The following is a 20,569-nucleotide window of genomic DNA, read 5'->3' on the forward strand; positions in this document are numbered from 1 at the left end:
CTCCAAGACAGGTGAATAACATGATACCGCAATATGTAGTAGATTTTGATATATCCCTGCTGCCGGTGCATGAAACGGATGTGCTGGTGATTGGATCGGGCATCGCAGGTTTGTTTACGGCCATTAAGGCGAGCGCGCAGAACCGCGTACTCATGATTACGAAGAAATCGTTGCTCGAAAGCAATACCCGTTATGCTCAGGGAGGCATCGCCGCAGTGATTGCTGAGGACGATTCGCCGGCATACCATCTGCAGGACACGATGGTGGCCGGGGCCGGGCTTTGTCGTCCTGAAGCGGTGGAAGCTTTGGTAAATGAAGGGCCCGACGGAGTCAAGGAACTGATCCGCCTGGGCACCTCGTTCGATCTCGAGGACGGCGAGCTGGCACTGACACAGGAGGGCGCGCATAGCCACCGCCGCATACTGCATGCAAACGGAGATGCGACAGGCTACGAAATCGTGCGTGCGCTGGCCGTTGAAGTGAGCGAGCATCCCGGCATCGACGTTTGGGATGAACACTTCGTCATCGACTTGATAACCGGGGATGGCGAGTGTAGAGGCGTGCTTGTGCAAAAGCCTGATGGAACAAGAGTATTTGTGAAGGCAAAGGCCACAGTGCTCTGCTCAGGCGGGGCGGGGCAGCTGTATAGATACACAACGAACCCGGAAGTAGCGACAGCCGACGGGGTAGCTATGGCGTATCGTGCTGGCGCCGTCGTTCGTGATATGGAGTTCATTCAGTTTCATCCAACCTCGCTCTGTTATCCCGGTGCCCCGAGATTCCTGATCTCCGAAGCGGTTCGCGGCGAGGGCGCGTATCTGCGCAACGTGAAGGGCGAACGGTTCATGGCGCGGTATCATGCGCAGCTGGAGCTTGCACCGCGCGATATCGTAGCAAGGGCGATCATTAGCGAGATGGAAGCTACGAACAGCACGTTTGTTTATCTGGACATTACGCATGAATCGGCAGAGATGGTCAAACACCGTTTTCCAACCATTTATGAAACCTGCATGCGTTACGGACTTGATTTGACATCCGATTGGATACCCGTCGCTCCTGCGGCCCATTACATGATGGGTGGCGTGAAGACGGATATGAACGGGGAGAGCAGCATTTCAAGATTGTTCGCTTGCGGGGAAGTCTCGTCCACAGGCGTGCATGGTGCAAACCGTCTGGCCAGCAATTCATTGTCCGAAGCGATCGTGTTCGGAAGCCGCATCGTCGAACGGATTTCTCAGCTGCCTCCGTTAACTGCACAGGAGGAAAACCATTCGAAAACAAGTTTCATCGGGAACCCTGATCCAAGAGTCAACCGGTTAACGTTAGATCAAAAGCCTGTTTCCGAGCGGCGTCTACGGTTACAGAAGCTAATGGTAAGACAAGTCGGATTGCGGCGTAACCTGAACGGATTGCGCGAAGCCTCCGAGAAGTTGAAGCAGGAGATGGCCTTTTTTGAACAGGAGCTTGAGCAAGTTGAGGAAATGGAATATGCAAACCTGCTGACATGTGCCTGGCTGGTGACAAGCGGAGCCTTGCACCGGCAGGAGAGCCGGGGAGCTCATTATCGTGAGGATTACCCCGAACGTAATGACGCGGTTTGGCAGAGACACAGCCTGCAGCAGCGGGAACAAGCGATCGTGGAGGAATTGATGTCATGATACTCGATGGATATAATGAAGCACTGATTGAATCGATTAAGGGCTGGCTTCGCGAAGATGTCGGTTCGGGTGATGTAACGACAACTGTAACGATCCCGGAAGGTCATCAATCCAAAGCGGTGATCCATGCCAAGGACGATGGTATCGTTGCCGGAATCCATGTAGCCGAGCTTGTTTTCCGCGAGGTGGACCGAACGCTTTCTTTTGCCGCTAAAGTGAAAGATGGCGATCGTGTTACACGTGGAACGATTTTAGCCGAGGTGGAGGGCAGTACGCATCGTCTGCTGACGGGAGAGCGACTTGCCTTGAATCTGCTCCAACGCATGTCCGGCATTGCGACCCGCACGCGTATGTATGTGGACGCATTGGAAGGGCTGCCAACCCGATTGGTGGATACGCGCAAAACGACGCCGGGCCACCGCATGCTGGAGAAGTATGCCGTACGCGTCGGCGGGGGAGCGAATCATCGGTTTGGCCTCTATGATGCAGTCATGATCAAAGACAATCATATTAAAGGTGCAGGCGGTATCACTCAAGCGGTCCAACGGGCAAGAATGGCTATTCCGCATACAATGACCATTGAAGTAGAGACGGAGAATCTGGAACAGGTGCAGGAAGCGCTGCAGGCCGGCGCGGACATCATCATGCTCGACAACATGCAGCCCGGCCTGATGCGTGAAGCCGTCGCCGTCATTCGTGAGCAGGCCCCACATGTTAAGGTGGAGGCTTCAGGAAATGTATCTTTGGAGACGATCCGAGGAATTGCCGAGACGGGTGTGGATGTAATTTCGGTAGGCAGGTTAACCTATTCTTTCGAGAGCCTCGATATCAGCCTGGATTTAAACGAAAAGAAGGAGGGGTGAACCTCTTTGATTCTTGTTGTGGACGTGGGCAACAGCAATATCGTGCTTGGGGTATACCGGGGACGGGAGCTGCTCCATCATTTTCGCTTGAGTACCTCACGCCAGTCGACAGTGGATGAATACGGCGTATTGATTTATAATTTATTTCATATGTCCGGCATGTCTGCCCGAGACATTGAAGGCGTGATCATTTCATCGGTGGTTCCGCCGCTGGTGAACGTGATTGAAACGATGTGTGAAAAATACATCGGCCAAAAGCCGATGCTGGTTGGGCCCGGTATCAAAACCGGCCTGAATCTGCGATATGAAAATCCGCGCGAGGTAGGCGCCGATCGGATCGTTAATGCCGTGGCTGCCACCGCCAAATATGGCGGACCGCTCGTTGTTGTCGATTTTGGGACGGCAACGACCTTCGACTGCATTGACGAGAAAGGCCATTATCTCGGCGGAGCGATCGTGCCTGGCATTCATATCGCCACCGAGGCGCTGTATGAACGGGCTTCGAAGCTGCCGCGCATCGAATTGGAAAAGCCCAAAAAGGTTATTGGCCGCAACACCGTACATGCCATGCAATCAGGTATTATTTACGGATATGCCGGCCAGGTCGACGGCATCGTGGAACGCATCTGCGCAGAGATGGACGCGAAGCCGACGGTGATCGCAACAGGGGGATTGGCATCACTGATTGCCGAGGAGACCCGCAGCATCGAGAAGGTTGATCCGCTGCTTACACTGGAAGGGCTGCGTATCATTTATGAACGGAACCGGGAAAGGTAAGGATAAGGACGGCAGACAGCGGGCTGGTGGACAGCCTGAAGTACGGGCCGTCTTTTCTGTCGCTTGCAGGAGCTTTTTCTCTTTATCATTGGATTGAAATCGGGTTCATTAAATAATTTAAACATCATCGATATGATGATGAAACAACTAAGGAGGCTGAAAAGCTTGGAAAACAACCACAAGCAAGACCGGCTGATTCGTGGGACGGCCATGGAGGGACGGGTCAGAGCCTTCGCCGTTCAAACGACGGCGTTGGTAGAAGAATTGCGCCGAAGACACGATACGTTCCCTACCGCCACGGCAGCGATGGGACGCACGGCAACGGCTGCGGCCATGATGGGCGCCATGCTGAAGGGCGAGGAGAAGCTGACGGTTCAGATCAAAGGAAACGGGCCGATCGGCCAGATTGTTGCCGATGCCAACGCCAAGGGCGAAGTGCGCGGATATGTACACAATCCGCATGTGCATCTGCCAAGCAACAGCAAAGGAAAGCTCGATGTTGCGGGAGCGGTTGGTACGGAAGGATTCCTTCATATTACCAAGGACCTTGGATTGAAGGAGCCTTACCGCGGCAGCGTGCCGATCATTTCCGGCGAGCTTGCCGAAGATTTTACCTACTATTTCGCAACTTCCGAGCAGACGCCCTCTGCGGTTGGTTTGGGTGTGCTGGTCGATCAGGATAGCTCGGTCATCGTCGCTGGCGGATTTATCGTACAATTGCTGCCAGGATTGAGCGATGACGAGATCTCAGCGATTGAAACATCCCTTGGCGAGTTGTCCCCGGTAACCACTTTGCTGGAGCAAGGAATGGAACTGGAGGAACTGCTTCGCCAGGTGCTTCCGGACGTGCGTATTATGGATGGCATGGACATTCATTTCCGTTGCGAGTGCTCGCGTGAGCGCGTGGAAAAAACGCTGATTAGTCTTGGGCAATCCGAGATGGAGCAATTGATCGAAGAAGATGGCAAAGCGGAAGTGGTTTGCCAATTTTGCAACGAAGCTTACCAATTTGATCGCGAACAGCTCGAGAGCATTCTAGAACAAGCCAAGAGCTGATTCGGGCGGGGGCACGCAATGACAAGTCAGGAAAAAGGGTTGTGGACGGCGGTAGTTGTCTTGACGCTCGGCATGGTGGTGATGGGGACCATGATGGTTATGCAGGGCCTCAGGCCACAACGCGAAGACGCGGATGCATCCGGCGAGAACGGACGGGGAGATGGCAATGTCATTGCAACAATCAATGGGGAAGTGATTACCGACAAGGAATGGACGGATGCGCTGAAGCGACGTTACGGAAACGAATTGCTGATTCAGATGTTGAATCGCAAAGCGGTGTATGCCGAAGCGCTCAACCGCAATCTGACGGTAACCCCTCGTGAAATTAGCCGGGAACTTAACGCGGCGATGGAAGGATACGACTCGGTGCAGGCGTATTTTGACGAGATGCAGTCCCAACTGGGCCTGACCAAAGAAGAACTGGAATTAGAGGCAGGCTACAAGCTGCTGCTGGAAAAGATCGCAACGATCGGCATCCAGGTGAGGGAATCGGACATTGAGGACTACCGGAGCAAACATGAGGAAGATTTCGTGACACCTGAGAAATACGATCTATCTCTTATCGTGGTCAAGGACAGGCAATATGCCGAGGATTTGGTGGATGCATTGAAAAAGGGCACCGACTTTGAAGAAACCGCGCGAACGGAATCGATCGACAGTTACTCGCGCGACTCCGGCGGGCGATTGGGTTGGATCGAACGAACCGATCCCTTTCAGCCTGAAGCGATCATGAACCGGGCCGAACATATGCAAAAAGGCGAAATCGCAGGTCCCATTCCGGTGGAAGAAGGGTATGCGATCCTCAAAATGAATGACCGAAAAGAAAAAGAAGTTCCTTCGGACGAGGAGATCGTTGAAGAGATTCGCATGCAGCTCGCATTAAGTCAGGCAGATCCCCTTTCCGAAGTGGAAGAGAGACTGCGTGACAAATACGAAGCGGTCATCATTGCCGAAATTCCGGCTTCGTGAAGCCTGACTCTTCCCCGTTGCAGCCTGCCGACAGCATTGTGATAAATAGACTCTTTTTGTGGGCCCAAATGCCCATGGAAAGAGTATTTTTTTTGGCACTCATATTGACAATAAGGTGTAACGTTGATAAGATGAAAATAGCAAATACCTACTTTTTTACTCGGATTAAACATGATTTGTGCTTATATACTTTTTGAAAAGAAACCTTCGGAGACCTGGCCTGCCAATGCGTTGTCGTTGACAGGATGAATATGAAGCAAGGGGTTTCCGCGGTTCTTCTATACAGCAACCAGAGGCTGGTTCAGCCGCAGAAGGGTCCCGCAGGACCAAGATTTACTCATCCAACCTAAGGAGGGCATTCATATGGCTAAAGTCGTTAATAACGTAACAGAATTGATCGGGGGAACTCCTCTTGTGCGTTTGAATCGCATCGTTCCGGAGGGCAGTGCCGAAGTATTCGTGAAACTGGAGTACCAAAACCCTGGCTCCAGCGTTAAAGACCGCATTGCCGTTAGCATCGTGGAAGAAGCGGAAAAGGAAGGCAAGCTGAAGCCGGGCGACACCATTATTGAAGCAACCAGCGGGAACACCGGGATCGGTTTGGCCATGGTTGCCGCAGCCAAAGGTTACAAGGCAGTGATCGTCATGCCTGAAACGATGAGTTTGGAGCGCCGCAACCTGCTGCGCGCATACGGAGCCGAACTGGTGCTGACGCCAGGGTCCGAGGGCATGAACGGGGCCGTTAAGAAGGCGGAAGAACTGCAGAAAGCCAATCCGACATACTTCATGGCAGAACAATTCAAGAATGAAGCGAACGTAAAAATTCACCGTGAAACGACAGGTCCGGAAATCGTGGAGGCCATCGAATCCATCGGAGGCACATTGGATGCATTCGTTGCGGGCATCGGTACGGGGGGAACGATTACGGGTGCAGGCGAAGTGCTTAAAGAAGCGTTCCCATCGGTGAAAGTATACGCGGTTGAACCGGCAGCATCTCCAATTCTTGCCGGCGGCAAACCGGGACCACATAAAATCCAAGGAATTGGCGCGAACTTTATTCCTGAAATCCTTAACCAAGAAGTGTATGACGAGATCATTCACATCGAGAACGATGATGCATTCGAAACTGCCCGCCAGGTGGCCAAGGAAGAGGGCATCCTTTCCGGTATTTCCTCCGGTGCGGCCATTCGTGCCGGCTTGCAGGTAGCCAAGCAGCTTGGGGCAGGCAAACGCGTTGTCGTGATCGTGCCAAGTAACGGTGAACGTTACCTCAGTACGCCATTGTACAACTTCGAAGCTTAATTTTATGCGCTGGATCGATCCTCCATGCCCGTGTATCGGGTGTGGGGGATTTTTTGTCTGGATGCTTTTAAAAGGGTCGGCGCTTTAGTATACTATCAAACAATAGAACTTGCGACAGATGGAGGGCGGCAAACCGCGATGACAGAGCTGATGACAACATACGCCGATTGGATGGAGTGGGCCGTTCAGGACTGGACGATGCTGCCTTATATCATTCGGTCGGACGGTGGCACGAAGCATGGCGGTTTGCCGCCGACGTGGGCTGAAGCGTGGCAGCAGGCCGCTCCTCATGCCATGGTTTTGGAGAACGGCAAGGGTGGACGCTATACGTTTGTGGGACTGCACCCGGTATCGGTGATTTCGGGAAAAGGAAGCGAAGCCGTAATCGAGGAGCTGGCCAGTGGAGAGCGGCGAAATGATCAGGGTAAGCCGCTGGAGGTTCTGCAGCGTTGGGCACAGCCCTATCGCGCTCCCCGAGTAGAGGGAGTACCTGGCTTCGCTGGCGGATGTGCAGGCTATCTAAGTTATGACGTGGCCCGCTCGCTGGAGAAACTGCCTGCACTAGCGAAGGATGATCCGGCATTGCCGGATTACTGGTGGATGCGTTTCGAAGAGTTGTGGGCCTACGATCATGAGTCTGGTGCGCTTTATTGCATGATCCATGTGCCGGCGCCTGTACAGCCGGAAGCGAATGACAGCGGCCTTCGCGCTGCGTTTGAAAAGGCGGAAGGCCGTGCAAAAGCAATGCAGCGACAGTGGTCGCAGATGATGGATGCGGCGAAGTCGGACGAGCAGCAGCGGATTTTGGATCAACGCAGGCAGCGGTGGGCCGTGCAGCAGAACGAACCGGCGGACGCGGAAACGGAAGGTTGGCAAACCCCGTTTCCGCGGCAGGATTTCGAAAATGCGGTACAGCGGGTGCAGGAGTACATCAGGCAGGGCGACGTATTTCAGGTGAATCTGTCCCTGCGTCAACAAAAAGGATTGCAGTCTTCGGCTGAAGATATCTATGAATGGCTGCGGATCGTCAACCCGTCTCCATACATGGGCCTGCTGCGCAGTCCGGAATTTCAACTCGTCTGCGGATCGCCTGAGCTGCTCGTCAAGGTCGATCAGGGCAAGGTAAGCGCACGTCCTATTGCGGGAACAAGGCGAAGGGGCCGGGACCAGGCTGAGGACGAGGCGATGGCTGCGGAGCTGTTGAACAGCGAAAAGGAACGGGCCGAGCACATTATGCTGGTCGATCTGGAACGAAACGATATCGGCCGGATTGCCGCTTACGGTTCGGTGCGTGTTCCGGAGTTGATGACGATCGAGAGATATTCGCACGTCATGCATCTTGTCTCCCAAGTGGAGGGAATGCTGGCCGAGGGATTATCGGTGTACGATGTCATCGCAGCCACATTTCCTGGAGGCACCATTACCGGCGCGCCGAAGGTGCGAACGATGGAAATCATCGAGGAGCTGGAGCCTGTTCGCCGCGGGCCCTACACGGGCTCGATTGGCTGGATAGACTTCAGTGGAAACATGGAATTGAATATTGTCATCCGGACGCTAGCCGTCAAGGATGGCGTGGGTTACGTCCAGGCCGGGGCGGGCATCGTGATCGATTCCGACCCTTACCGAGAATACAAAGAGTGCCGCAACAAAGCCAGAGCGATGATTAAAGCCGTGAAGCACAGTGAAGAAGAGATTCGGAGCAGAGCATTGGTGGAACATACCGATTCCACAGAGAAGCAGTCCGGGCAGGCTGAGCCGGTCCGGGCCCAATAAGAGAGCCGTCTTCAAGCAGGACGGAAGAGGAGGAGCACGAGCGATGATCCTGGTTATCGATAATTATGATTCTTTTACCTACAACTTGGTTCAGTATTTGGGCGAATTGGGGGAAACCGTCGAAGTAAGACGCAATGACGAGATTGAGCTGGAAGGCATTGAGACACTCGCCCCGGATCACATTTTGATCTCTCCCGGCCCTTGTACGCCGAATGAAGCGGGAATCAGCTTGGCCGTTATTGAACATTTCAAAGGCCGCATCCCGATCTTTGGCGTATGCCTGGGCCATCAATCCATCGGACAGGCGTTTGGCGGCAATGTCATTCGCGCAGAGCGCATGATGCATGGCAAAACGTCGGAGATGTTCCATAACGGCACGTCCGTGTTTGCCGGATTGCCATCTCCGTTTACGGCAACGCGTTATCATTCCTTGATCGTTGAGCGCAGCAGTTTGCCGGATTGTTTGGAAATCACGGCAGAAACCGCCGAAGGCGAAATTATGGGCCTGCGTCATAAGGAATATGCGATCGAAGGTGTACAGTTCCATCCGGAGTCGATCATTACGGATCATGGGCACCAAATGCTGCGTAATTTCCTGGCAGGTCAGGTCAAGGCATAGACGATGAAATATGCCGCATTGAATGGAAAAGTCGTTCCCATGGCAGCAGCCGTGGTTCCGGTAACGGATCACGGCTTTTTGTACGGGCTGGGACTCTTCGAGACGTTCAGGACCTATCGGGGCGTGCCCTTCCTGCTGGAACGTCATCTGGAGCGGATGGCGGCCGGTTGCCGGGAGTTGGGCATCCCCTTCCATGTGACTGCGCCCGAGGTGGAGAGCTGGATTCGGGGGTTGATGCAGGCGAACGGATTGGAAGAGGCATATGTACGCTATACCGTTTCAGCCGGGGAGGCGCCGCTCGGTTTGCCTTCATCCGATTACGGAACGCCAAATCATATCGTCCTGGCCAAGGCACTGCCGCCCGCATCGTCTGAATTGCACGAACGCGGCAAAATGCTGCAATGCCTGAAGCTGCCCCGCAACACCCCGGAAGGGGCCGTGCGGCTGAAATCGCTGCATTACATGAACAGCATTCTAGCCAAACGCGAGCTGAATGGATATGGCGAGGCGGCTCATGGCGCGGAAGGCCTTCAGTTGACTAGGGAGGGCTATGTGGCGGAAGGCATCGTGAGCAACGTATTTTGGATAAGATCGGGTGTCCTGTATACGCCGTCCATCCATACGGGCATACTGCCTGGCATCACCCGTGGAATGGTGTTGGAATTGGCGGGCGGGCAGAACATACCTTGCGAAGAAGGTTTGTATGCATGGGACAGCCTGCTGGAGGCGGATGAGATTTTCCTGACAGGCTCCGTGGCCGAATTGGTCCCCGTGACTTCGCTGCGTGATCCGATGGGTGAAGTCCGAATCATCAGCGACGGAAGAATAGGTCCAATTACAGCCGGGCTTCTTCATAAGTACCGAGAGAAAGCGGGGTTAAATTCATGACGCTTGCACCAATCATATATGAACGAGATTATGCATGGGGGCCGGCCGGGCTAAAGCTCGGGGAACGGACGCTTATTATGGGCATTCTCAATGTTACGCCCGATTCGTTTTCGGATGGAGGGCGTTACAACAATGTGGAGCGCGCCGTCACTCATGCGCTTCAGATGATGGAGGACGGCGCCGACCTGATCGACATCGGCGGAGAGTCGACGCGTCCCGGCTCACAGGTCGTGACCGCCGAGGAAGAGATGAGCCGGATCGTTCCGGTGATCGAGGCGCTGCGCCGGGAAGCTCCGCATATTCCCATTTCGGTGGATACCTACAAGGCGGGCGTTGCCCGTGAAGCCATCCTTGCCGGAGCTCACATTATTAACGACGTGTGGGGGGCGAAAGCTGATCCGGATATGGCCCGCACGGCTGCAGAGCTGGGATGCCCCATCATTCTAATGCACAATCGGCAGGCGCGCGACTACACCGATTATGTGCCTGACGTCGTCCGCGACCTCCAGGAGAGCGTACGGATCGCAAAGGAGGCGAGCGTAAAAGAAGACCAAATCTGGCTGGACCCAGGCATCGGATTCGCAAAGGACCTGAACGAGAATTTGATGCTGATGTCTGCGCTTGGGGAATTGAACGAGCTGGGATATCCCGTTCTGCTCGCCACATCGCGCAAGCGGTTCATTCAGAGCACGCTCGGCGTGGAGCCGGGCGATGCGGTGGAAGGCACGGCGGCAACGGTTGCCTTCGGCATCGCCCAAGGCTGCCAGATGGTTCGCGTCCATGACGTGAAGCCGATTCGGCGCACGGTGGACATGTGTGACGCCATGTTATACGCTTCTCCGGGCTTGCGGAAAAGATGAAACGGCGGTCTGCCTGGACCCGTCCGGAGGAAGCGCAGCGTTTTTGGGAAAGAGGAGAAGGTTGCTAACGGAATGCGTTTGATGAGGTTGGCGGACTGCATAAAGGTTGAAGGAGGATGAAATGATGGACCGGATGGTTTTGCATCGAATGGAGTATTACGGGTATCATGGCGTGTTTGAGGAGGAACGGAAACTTGGGCAGCGCTATTACATAGACCTGGAGCTGGATATGGACCTGGGGGAAGCCGGGCGTACGGACGACCTGACCAAAACGATAAATTACGCGGAAATCCACGAGCTCGTGAAGGGCATCGTCGAGAATACGTCATTCCAGTTAATTGAAGCATTGGGTGAACATATTGCATCTTCATTACTGGACACTTATACTAGTATCATTGCACTTACAGTCAAGGTGACGAAGCCGCATCCGCCGTTCGATATTCATTTTGGCGGCGTGACCGTGGAGCTTCGGCGCACAAGAAAGTGAGAACGGATATGAATGCACATTCGACCTCTGAATTTTCAGAGGCTTATATTGCTTTAGGGGCTAATTTGGGGGATCGCGAGCAGACGCTGCTTGAGGCGCTGAATTTGCTGGACGAACACCCGCAGATCAAGGTTCTTCGGGGTTCTGCGCTCTATGAGACGGAGCCGGTAGGCTACGTGGATCAGCCCGCTTTTCTGAATATGGCGGCAGCGCTCCAAACGAGCCTTCAGCCTGAGCAGTTGCTTACTGCGATGCTGGAGATCGAGAATCGGCTTGGCCGGGTTCGGGATGTTCGCTGGGGCCCTCGCACCGTTGATCTGGACCTGCTTTGGGTAAATGGGGAGACAAGGGATACGGAATTGCTGCAGCTGCCGCACCCGCGAATGGGTGAGCGGGCATTTGTGCTGGTTCCGTTGTCCGACATCGTGTCCGAAGGGGAGACTACAGGTTTGTACGACGTTGTACACGCATCGTTGTCTGCGCTGGATGGAAAGGGTGGAATTCGGCTTTGGAAAACATGCAACTGGCCAATCGCATCCGGGCATTCCGGAAGTTGAGAGGTTTGACGCAGCAGGAGCTTGCTGCAAAAACCGGCATATCGCTGGCTGTTCTAGGCACGATTGAGCGGGGCAACCGCGTGGTGACGGAAAAGGAGTTGGCACGGATCGTTGAAACGCTTGGGGTCAGCGCCAGCGAGCTTCAAGGGCAATAGACTGTATTTGCAGTCTGAATGACAGCTCGTTCGACATACAATGTTCAATTTTGACTGCGGGTCTTCTGAGGGATGCCTGCAAAATGAAGGAGAGTGGGACAAGGGATGCTGAAAATAGGCAATATTGAAATGAAAAATCAGGTCGTGCTGGCGCCTATGGCCGGTGTCTGCAATCCGGCTTTTCGTTTGATCGCCAAAGAATTCGGAACAGGACTCGTTTGCGCCGAGATGGTCAGCGACAAAGCGATCGTTCACGGCAACAAGCGCACGCGCCAGATGCTGTTCGTGGATGAACGGGAGAAGCCGCTCAGCCTGCAAATTGTCGGAGGCGACCGCCAATCGCTCGTAGAGGCTGCCAAAGTAGTCGATAAGGAAACCAATGCAGACATCATTGACATCAACATGGGATGCCCGGTACCCAAAATAACGAAATGCGATGCAGGGGCACGCTGGCTGCTGAATCCGGACAAAATCTACGAGATGGTATCTGCCGTAGTTGATGCTGTTGAGAAGCCGGTCACGGTCAAAATGCGTATTGGCTGGGACAGTGAGCATATCTATGTGGTCGAAAATGCCCTTGCCGTAGAACGTGCTGGAGGACAGGCAGTGAGCGTGCATGGTCGTACCCGGGAGCAGCTGTATACGGGAACAGCCGATTGGTCCCACATCAAAAACGTGAAAGAAGCCGTGTCCATTCCGGTCATCGGCAATGGGGACGTAGCTACTCCGGAGGATGCGCGGCGCATGCTGGATGAAACGGGTTGCGACGGCGTCATGATCGGCCGTGCTGCACTCGGCAATCCATGGATGCTGTATCGTACCATTCAATATTTAAGCTCCGGGGAGCTGCTGCCTGATCCGGAAGCCGAAGAAAAAATTCGCGTGGCTATCCTGCATATGGATCGTCTCGTTGCCCTTAAGGGCGAAGTGGTCGCTGTACGCGAGATGCGCAAACATTTGGCGTGGTATCTGAAAGGGCTCAAAGGCTCCGCACGTATCAAGGACGTTATTATGGAAGGAACGAAACGTGACGAAATGGTGCAGATTTTGGAGAATTTCGTAAGTCAACTGCATCAAGAGGGGCCATCTGACGCTGAACGTGCCGTTGCTGAAAATGCATCCTAAGACGACGTTGTAAAACGTTTACAGCCATATGGGGAGTGACATTGACTTTTCGATGTCGTTCCCCTATAATTTCTCAGTATAAATTCGCCAATGTGTGTCATAAGGCTTAGTGCATCAGGGGAAACGTTCTGTTTCTCCGGAGAACTTCATATAGTTTTCAAGATATATGCGGGCGGGGCTTTTGAAAGACATCATGGGTTCCGTTGCCGTGCAATCAAATTATTCCCATGACAGGAGAATCGGTTGAGATGAGCGATAAGGAAGTTATCCTTACACAAGAGGGACTCAAGAAACTGGAAGAAGAACTGGAGACGCTGAAGTCTGTCAAGCGCCGTGAGGTGGCTGAGCGGATCAAGGTAGCCATCGGTTATGGCGATATCAGCGAGAACTCCGAATACGAAGATGCGAAGAATGAGCAGGCGTTCATCGAAGGCCGCATCATTACGCTGGAGAAAATGCTCCGCAACGCGCGCATCATCAACAATGACGAGATCGATACCGACGCTGTAAGCGTAGGCGCAACGGTAATCGTTGAGGATTTGGAATTTGGCGACACCATGGAGTATACCATCGTAGGTACGGCTGAATCCGATCCTTTGCAGAACAAAATCTCGAACGAAAGCCCTGTCGGAAAAGCGATTTTGGGCAAGAAAAAAGGTACGGTGGTTGACGTAAACGTGCCTGCAGGCGTTATTCAATATAAAATTGTAGATATTAAGAAGTAATATAATCAATGAAGCAGTCGGGAAATGAGGCAAAAGCTTCCTTAGGGGAGCTTTTTTCAACATGTCCGGCATGCATAAACATTGATGTACACTTGCATCCTGATACTGCAACATAAACTTCCGACAACCGTGGTCTGCCTTTTGCGGGAAACCATCGATGAACGATGTTCCCGGCATGAGAGGAAGCGCAGATTCGCCTTTGTCTGCAATGTAAATAAGGAGATGAATATAGATCATGACGGATGAAGTCTTGAATCAGGAAACCGAACTTAGCGAGCTTTTGCAAATTCGCCGCGACAAGCTGGACGAGCTCCGCAATCTGGGAATCGACCCGTTTGGCAAAAAGTACGTACGTACCGAGGAAGCCGGTTCTATTCTGAAGAAGTACAATGAACTGACGAAGGAAGAGCTCGAGGAAAAGCAAATCGAAGTCAGTATTGCCGGACGGATTATGGCGAAGCGGGGAATGGGTAAAGCGAGCTTTGCGCATATTCAGGACCTGAGCGGCAAAATCCAGATTTATGTTCGTCAAGACTCGGTGGAAGAGTCGAAATTTGCTGCATTCAGCCTGCTTGATCTCGGAGATATCGTCGGTGTTAGCGGTGTGGTCTTCAAGACCAAAACCGGTGAAACGTCTGTCAAAGTTAAAGATTTGGAAGTGTTGTCGAAATCGCTCTACCCACTGCCGGATAAATATCATGGTCTCACAGATGTGGAGCTGCGTTATCGTCAGCGCTATGTGGACCTGATTACGAACCCTGAAGTACAACAAACATTCATTACACGTTCCAAAATCATTCAGTCGATGCGCCGTTACCTGGATTCCCTCGGCTATCTCGAGGTGGAAACCCCTACGTTGCATACTATCGCTGGTGGTGCCGCTGCGCGTCCGTTCATCACGCATCATAATGCGCTGGACATGGAATTGTACATGCGGATCGCAATTGAGCTTCATCTGAAACGTCTGATCGTAGGCGGATTGGAGAAAGTGTATGAAATCGGTCGTGTTTACCGGAATGAAGGGATGTCGACACGTCATAATCCTGAGTTCACGATGATCGAGCTGTATGAGGCATATGCCGATTATAAAGACATCATGCGTCTGACTGAAAATTTGGTTGCTCATATCGCCCAAGAAGTGCTTGGCACGCAGGTCATCCAGTACGGAGACCATCAGGTGGATCTGACGCCTCAATGGCGCCGTGTGACCATGGTGGATGCAGTCAAAGAAGTCGTTGGTGTAGACTTCTCCGTGCACATGTCGGATGAGGAGGCTCATCGTCTGGCCAAAGAACATAAGGTTCCGGTTGAACCGCATATGACTTTCGGTCACATCCTGAATGCGTTCTTCGAGCAATTCGTAGAAGAGACGCTGATTCAGCCGACGTTTATTATGGGACATCCGCTTGAGATCTCTCCACTGGCAAAGAAAAGTGATGTAGACCCGCGTTTTACAGACCGTTTCGAATTGTTCATCGTCGGTCGCGAGCATGCCAATGCCTTTACGGAGCTGAACGATCCGATCGACCAACGTCAACGGTTCGAAGCGCAGCTGCTGGAGAAAGAGCACGGAAACGACGAAGCGCATGAAATGGATGACGACTTCATCCGTGCGTTGGAATACGGCATGCCGCCGACAGGTGGACTGGGGATCGGCATTGATCGTCTCATCATGCTGTTGACCAACTCGCCGTCCATTCGCGATGTTCTGCTGTTCCCTCATATGCGTCCGCGTACGCAAGACTAGGAGTTGTACTGCAAGAGTCAAAGTATCGAGAGTCGGCGTTCTGCGAATAACGGCTGCGGTTAATAATAAGGGACGCATCCAGCGTTCATAATAGAAGAGGAACCTGCTGTTCGGCATTACCGCTGGCGCAAGTTCCTCTTTAGGTTTAATATGCGGTTTTTATTATGTTTTAGAAGAGGTGCCCTTTATGAAGTTCAAGCTTCATTTAGCCAAAATCCTGTCTCCTCCGTTAATCCTGGTAGGTGGATTTTTATTGATCATAACCATCGGTACCATTCTGCTTATGATGCCTTTTGCCAATCAGAGCGGAGTACATCTGCCATTGATCGATGCGCTGTTTACCGCGACCTCAGCTGCTTGCGTTACAGGGTTGGTCGTGGTGGATGTGGGTACGACGTTCAATCTGTTCGGCCAGATCGTTATTATGGTATTAATGCAGCTGGGCGGACTGGGGTTCATGACACTTGCAACCTTGTTTGCGCTTGTGGTGGGTAAGCGGATTTCCCTGAAGGACAGGCTGCTGCTTAAAGAGGCCATTAATGCCGACAGCATGGAAGGCATCGTGCGCATCATCCGCAAGGTGCTGATATTTTCGTTTACCATTGAGGGGATTGCTGCAGTGATATTGGCTCTTCGATGGGCGCTTGAAATGCCCTTTGGCCAAGCGGTTTATTACGGAATTTTCCACTCCGTATCTTTATTCAACAACGGTGGCTTCGACCTGTTCGGCAACAGTTTTCAATATTTTACGGGAGACTGGTTGTTCAACATTACTGCATCCGTTCTCGTCGTTTCCGGCGGACTGGGGTTTGTGGTGCTTAATGATCTGTTCGAGTATCGTAAAAAACGGCGTTTGTCTCTGCAATCGAAGCTGGTATTATCCGTCTCGGGTTCGTTAATCGGTATCGGTGCGCTTGTATTGTTCATTTTTGAGTTCACCAATCCCCATACGCTTGCTTCGCTTACATGGGACGAAAAGATCTATGCTTCCTTCTTCCAGTCCGTTTCGACGCGTTCTTCGGGTACAAGCACCATTGATATTACCGAAATGCGGCAGGCTACGCAGTTTTTCTTCATACTGCTGATGTTTATCGGGGCCTCGCCGGGCTCCACCGGGGGCGGCATCAAAACAACGACGTTCCTGATCATGATCGGGGCAGTGTATGCCATGATTCGAGGGAATCGGGATATCGTGTTTTTCCGGCATCGCGTACCCAAGGAGCTGTTGATGCGTGCATTAACCATCATTATGGTCTCGTTGATCATCTTTATGATCGTTGTTATGCTTCTCCTCACGACAGAAGATGCGCCGTTTCTTGCATTGATGTTTGAAGCAGCTTCGGCGATCGGAACGGTAGGACTATCAGTAGGGGTGACCCCGGAGCTTAGCGATTGGGGAAAAATCATTATCTCCCTTACCATGTTCATCGGCCGGATCGGCCCGTTAACGATTGCGTATGCATTACGCCCTCGCAAGGAGAAGAGATTGTACCGCCATCCGGAAGGGCGAATCATTATCGGATAAACCAAATAACCGCAAAACCCGCCGAATTTCATCCAGGCATCAGCTCGGGCGAAATGTCGAATCGGGTTTTGCGGTTTTTTTTGTTTTCAGGGTCTGGTTTCGTCTTTATTACGTTTTACTGCATAGAGAGGATAGATGCAGCTCAACGATGTCCTCCAACAGTTGGGGTTCCATCTGCTCGGGATTCAATATGGCATGAATTGCAAGGCCGTCAATCAATGCGTATAAACGTTCCGTTTCCAGTTGTTCCTGCATATCGGGTTTGGCCAACCCGAGCTTGATTAAATACTGAATGACGGAGGAAGCGGTATAACGCAATTCTCCATATACCTGGTCTGCTAGCGATTTCAGCGCCGGATCTGTCTTGGATTTGGCCGTAAAAGCATACCACACCTCCATTTCGGCCATGTTCTCTTCCGTCGTCGGCAATACCTCAAGCAGCAGCCTCTTTGCATTTTCCAATGGCGGGCCGTTAAGGTCCAGCCTTTTAATGCGTTCGTGTACACGCTCCGAGACCAAGGTCATTGCATATAACAACAACTCGGACTGAGTGGAAAAATAGTGACGCATGGAGCCGGGCGAGATGCCGGCCTCTTCGGCAATTTTGCGAACAGAGGCTTGTTCCATGCCATCCCTTCGTATGACGCGCCATGCTGCCTCGGCTACGAGCAAGCGCTGTTTGTCGTGATCTACAATTTTAGGCATATACGAATTATATCACTATTGATTAATATAATACAATTGTGTTAAATTGTTTTCAGTACACTTGTATTATAAAAAAAGGGGGGAGATAGAACGGTGATTGCCTATTTTATCATTGGGTGCGAGATTGCATTCTGGATTTTTGTGATAGCCGGTTTGAGTGTGCGATATTTGCTTGGAATGAAAAGGGTGGGTATGGGATTGCTCGCGGCAACTCCGGTGGTGGATCTGTTGTTGCTTATAGCTACCGTCATTGATTTACAACGAGGGGCAACGGCAAGTCTGGTACACGGCATAGCAGCTATATACATCGGGGTGAGCATTGCTTATGGGCATCAGATGATCTCTTGGGCTGATCGATACTTTCAATTTTGGTTTAAAGGAGGAAGCCATCCTCGGGAAATGAAGCGATACGGCAAAGATCATGCCAGCCATGAACGGAAAGGATGGTTGCGGCATGTAGTCGCTTGGTGTATCGGAAGTGGATTCCTGTATATCATGATTTGGTGGATTGGTGACCCTGAGAGAACAAAGGCATTTTCGGACTTGGTCCAAATATGGGGAATCATTCTGGTTATCGACTTTGTGATCAGTTTCAGTTACACATTGTGGCCAAAGAAAGAGCCTTTGAAGAAGGTAAACTAGGCGGAGTGAGAAGGGTGCGCATGTGGGGAGCTGAAGGCATGTGCGCCTGGATTTGTTTGGTTCAGTTCAGTGTGCATGCTCATGATTTTGAGAGGGAGTTGCATTATATCCATTTTAATTAGGTTGCCAGAGTTATAGATCCAATAAGGATAAACACTTTTTTCAAAAAAACACTTGCATAATATTTATGTACATGGTATATTCAAATTCCGGCCAAGAAAACGCCGAGAAACATGGTGCGGCAAGCAAAGCAAATAAGCTTCGAAAAAAGAAACTTAAAAAAAGTGCTTGCAAAGTTGGTTCGGATGTGATAAGATATAAGAGTTGCTAAGGACAACAACTTAGTGACGAAAACGAAGTTTGATCTTTGAAAACTGAACAACGAGTGAGTAAAACTGATCTTGCTTGCAAGGTCAAAACTTGAGATATTTTATCTCGTCAGATTCAAAATGAGCTAATCGCTCTTTTCAATACCTCAGATGATTTTCATCACGATTAACCTCGTGACCGAAATTCATCTTTATTGGAGAGTTTGATCCTGGCTCAGGACGAACGCTGGCGGCATGCCTAATACATGCAAGTCGAGCGGAGTTGATAGGAAGCTTGCTTCCTTGATGCTTAGCGGCGGACGGGTGAGTAACACGTAGGCAACCTGCCCTCAAGCTTGGGACAACTACCGGAAACGGTAGCTAATACCGAATACTTGTTTTCTTCGCCTGAAGAGAACTGGAAAGACGGAGCAATCTGTCACTTGAGGATGGGCCTGCGGCGCATTAGCTAGTTGGTGAGGTAACGGCTCACCAAGGCGACGATGCGTAGCCGACCTGAGAGGGTGATCGGCCACACTGGGACTGAGACACGGCCCAGACTCCTACGGGAGGCAGCAGTAGGGAATCTTCCGCAATGGGCGAAAGCCTGACGGAGCAATGCCGCGTGAGTGATGAAGGTTTTCGGATCGTAAAGCTCTGTTGCCAGGGAAGAACGCTTGGGAGAGTAACTGCTCTCAAGGTGACGGTACCTGAGAAGAAAGCCCCGGCTAACTACGTGCCAGCAGCCGCGGTAATACGTAGGGGGCAAGCGTTGTCCGGAATTATTGGGCGTAAAGCGCGCGCAGGCGGTCATTTAAGTCTGGTGTTTAATCCCGGGGCTCAACCCCGGATCGCACTGGAAACTGGATGACTTGAGTGCAGAAGAGGAGAGTGGAATTCCACGTGTAGCGGTGAAATGCGTAGAGATGTGGAGGAACACCAGTGGCGAAGGCGACTCTCTGGGCTGTAACTGACGCTGAGGCGCGAAAGCGTGGGGAGCAAACAGGATTAGATACCCTGGTAGTCCACGCCGTAAACGATGAATGCTAGGTGTTAGGGGTTTCGATACCCTTGGTGCCGAAGTTAACACATTAAGCATTCCGCCTGGGGAGTACGGTCGCAAGACTGAAACTCAAAGGAATTGACGGGGACCCGCACAAGCAGTGGAGTATGTGGTTTAATTCGAAGCAACGCGAAGAACCTTACCAGGTCTTGACATCCCTCTGACCGGTACAGAGATGTACCTTTCCTTCGGGACAGAGGAGACAGGTGGTGCATGGTTGTCGTCAGCTCGTGTCGTGAGATGTTGGGTTAAGTCCCGCAACGAGCGCAACCCTTGATCTTAGTTGCCAGCACTTCGGGTGGGCACTCTAAGGTGACTGCCGGTGACAAACCGGAGGAAGGTGGGGATGACGTCAAATCATCATGCCCCTTATGACCTGGGCTACACACGTACTACAATGGCCGGTACAACGGGCTGCGAAGCCGCGAGGTGGAGCTAATCCTAAAAAGCCGGTCTCAGTTCGGATTGCAGGCTGCAACTCGCCTGCATGAAGTCGGAATTGCTAGTAATCGCGGATCAGCATGCCGCGGTGAATACGTTCCCGGGTCTTGTACACACCGCCCGTCACACCACGAGAGTTTACAACACCCGAAGTCGGTGGGGTAACCGCAAGGAGCCAGCCGCCGAAGGTGGGGTAGATGATTGGGGTGAAGTCGTAACAAGGTAGCCGTATCGGAAGGTGCGGCTGGATCACCTCCTTTCTATGGAGAATCGTCTTCTGCGATGAAGACATTCAAATTTAAAATCTAGCCAGGTCGGCTAGTG

At 52.1% G+C, this 20,569-nt stretch carries 19 protein-coding genes and 1 rRNA gene; 19 read left to right on the forward strand and 1 reads right to left on the reverse strand.

Annotated features, from left to right (window positions below):
* Window positions 1-20: 20 nt before the first annotated feature.
* The 17 genes from nadB to SNR34_RS00385 all read left to right on the forward strand — a co-directional run bounded on the left by nadB (window position 21) and on the right by SNR34_RS00385 (window position 17,086).
* A complete protein-coding gene (gene nadB, locus SNR34_RS00305) occupies window positions 21-1,658 on the forward strand; it encodes an L-aspartate oxidase (RefSeq protein ID WP_343262696.1) in 1,638 nt (545 codons plus the stop codon).
* The gene (nadC, locus tag SNR34_RS00310) at window positions 1,655-2,521 is read left to right on the forward strand and encodes a carboxylating nicotinate-nucleotide diphosphorylase (RefSeq protein ID WP_486180924.1); all 867 of its coding nucleotides are present in this window, start codon (window positions 1,655-1,657) and stop codon (window positions 2,519-2,521) included. The genes nadB and nadC overlap by 4 nt, the downstream gene beginning before the upstream one ends.
* A gap of 6 nt (window positions 2,522-2,527) precedes the next feature.
* On the forward strand, window positions 2,528-3,298 hold the full coding sequence (locus SNR34_RS00315) for a type III pantothenate kinase (protein ID WP_236421317.1): 771 nt from the start codon (window positions 2,528-2,530) through the stop codon (window positions 3,296-3,298).
* 138 nt (window positions 3,299-3,436) lie between these two features.
* Window positions 3,437-4,354 (forward strand): Hsp33 family molecular chaperone HslO, encoded by a 918-nt coding sequence (hslO, locus tag SNR34_RS00320; protein WP_445259726.1) that lies wholly within the window; start codon window positions 3,437-3,439, stop codon window positions 4,352-4,354.
* Between the two features lie 18 nt (window positions 4,355-4,372).
* Entirely contained in the window at window positions 4,373-5,323 is a 951-nt protein-coding gene (locus SNR34_RS00325) for a peptidylprolyl isomerase (protein ID WP_236421316.1), read from the forward strand.
* A 363-nt stretch (window positions 5,324-5,686) separates the two neighbouring features.
* Window positions 5,687-6,625 carry a cysteine synthase A gene (cysK, locus tag SNR34_RS00330; RefSeq protein WP_236421315.1) on the forward strand — a complete coding sequence of 313 codons (939 nt, stop codon included), beginning with the start codon at window positions 5,687-5,689 and terminating at the stop codon, window positions 6,623-6,625.
* A 138-nt stretch (window positions 6,626-6,763) separates the two neighbouring features.
* Complete coding sequence (locus SNR34_RS00335; RefSeq protein WP_486180925.1) at window positions 6,764-8,398, forward strand: anthranilate synthase component I family protein; 1,635 nt, start codon at window positions 6,764-6,766, stop codon at window positions 8,396-8,398.
* Between the two features lie 43 nt (window positions 8,399-8,441).
* Window positions 8,442-9,017, forward strand: a complete 576-nt coding sequence (gene pabA / locus SNR34_RS00340) for an aminodeoxychorismate/anthranilate synthase component II (protein WP_486180926.1) — start codon at window positions 8,442-8,444, stop codon at window positions 9,015-9,017.
* A 3-nt stretch (window positions 9,018-9,020) separates the two neighbouring features.
* Window positions 9,021-9,905, forward strand: coding sequence for an aminotransferase class IV (locus SNR34_RS00345; RefSeq protein WP_486180927.1), 885 nt, complete (start codon window positions 9,021-9,023; stop codon window positions 9,903-9,905).
* The gene (folP, locus tag SNR34_RS00350; protein WP_486180928.1) at window positions 9,902-10,765 is read left to right on the forward strand and encodes a dihydropteroate synthase; all 864 of its coding nucleotides are present in this window, start codon (window positions 9,902-9,904) and stop codon (window positions 10,763-10,765) included. Before SNR34_RS00345 ends, folP begins: the two co-directional genes overlap by 4 nt.
* A 124-nt stretch (window positions 10,766-10,889) precedes the next feature.
* Window positions 10,890-11,252 carry a dihydroneopterin aldolase gene (folB, locus tag SNR34_RS00355; RefSeq protein ID WP_236421310.1) on the forward strand — a complete coding sequence of 121 codons (363 nt, stop codon included), beginning with the start codon at window positions 10,890-10,892 and terminating at the stop codon, window positions 11,250-11,252.
* Window positions 11,253-11,260: 8 nt separating this feature from the next.
* Window positions 11,261-11,809 carry a 2-amino-4-hydroxy-6-hydroxymethyldihydropteridine diphosphokinase gene (folK, locus tag SNR34_RS00360; protein ID WP_236421309.1) on the forward strand — a complete coding sequence of 183 codons (549 nt, stop codon included), beginning with the start codon at window positions 11,261-11,263 and terminating at the stop codon, window positions 11,807-11,809.
* Window positions 11,761-11,964, forward strand: a complete 204-nt coding sequence (locus tag SNR34_RS00365) for a helix-turn-helix domain-containing protein (protein WP_236421308.1) — start codon at window positions 11,761-11,763, stop codon at window positions 11,962-11,964. The genes folK and SNR34_RS00365 overlap by 49 nt, the downstream gene beginning before the upstream one ends.
* Window positions 11,965-12,069: 105 nt before the next feature.
* Window positions 12,070-13,089 carry a tRNA dihydrouridine synthase DusB gene (gene dusB, locus SNR34_RS00370; protein ID WP_339275484.1) on the forward strand — a complete coding sequence of 340 codons (1,020 nt, stop codon included), beginning with the start codon at window positions 12,070-12,072 and terminating at the stop codon, window positions 13,087-13,089.
* Between the two features lie 248 nt (window positions 13,090-13,337).
* Entirely contained in the window at window positions 13,338-13,814 is a 477-nt protein-coding gene (greA, locus tag SNR34_RS00375) for a transcription elongation factor GreA (protein WP_236421306.1), read from the forward strand.
* 235 nt (window positions 13,815-14,049) lie between these two features.
* Complete coding sequence (lysS, locus tag SNR34_RS00380; RefSeq protein WP_236421305.1) at window positions 14,050-15,561, forward strand: lysine--tRNA ligase; 1,512 nt, start codon at window positions 14,050-14,052, stop codon at window positions 15,559-15,561.
* Window positions 15,562-15,748: 187 nt separating this feature from the next.
* Window positions 15,749-17,086: a TrkH family potassium uptake protein gene (locus tag SNR34_RS00385; RefSeq protein WP_236421304.1), complete on the forward strand. Its 1,338-nt coding sequence runs from the start codon at window positions 15,749-15,751 to the stop codon at window positions 17,084-17,086.
* A gap of 108 nt (window positions 17,087-17,194) precedes the next feature.
* On the opposite strand, the gene SNR34_RS00390 is transcribed toward SNR34_RS00385, so the two are convergent.
* Window positions 17,195-17,791, reverse strand: coding sequence for a TetR/AcrR family transcriptional regulator (locus tag SNR34_RS00390; RefSeq protein WP_486180929.1), 597 nt, complete (start codon window positions 17,789-17,791; stop codon window positions 17,195-17,197).
* A 177-nt stretch (window positions 17,792-17,968) separates the two neighbouring features.
* Between SNR34_RS00390 and SNR34_RS00395 the strand changes: the two genes are divergently transcribed.
* Window positions 17,969-18,433 (forward strand): hypothetical protein, encoded by a 465-nt coding sequence (locus tag SNR34_RS00395; protein WP_486180930.1) that lies wholly within the window; start codon window positions 17,969-17,971, stop codon window positions 18,431-18,433.
* 520 nt (window positions 18,434-18,953) lie between these two features.
* Window positions 18,954-20,505, forward strand: a 16S ribosomal RNA gene (locus SNR34_RS00400).
* Window positions 20,506-20,569: the final 64 nt, after the last annotated feature.

The sequence above is a fragment of the Paenibacillus sp. XP01 genome (genome assembly GCF_057364885.1).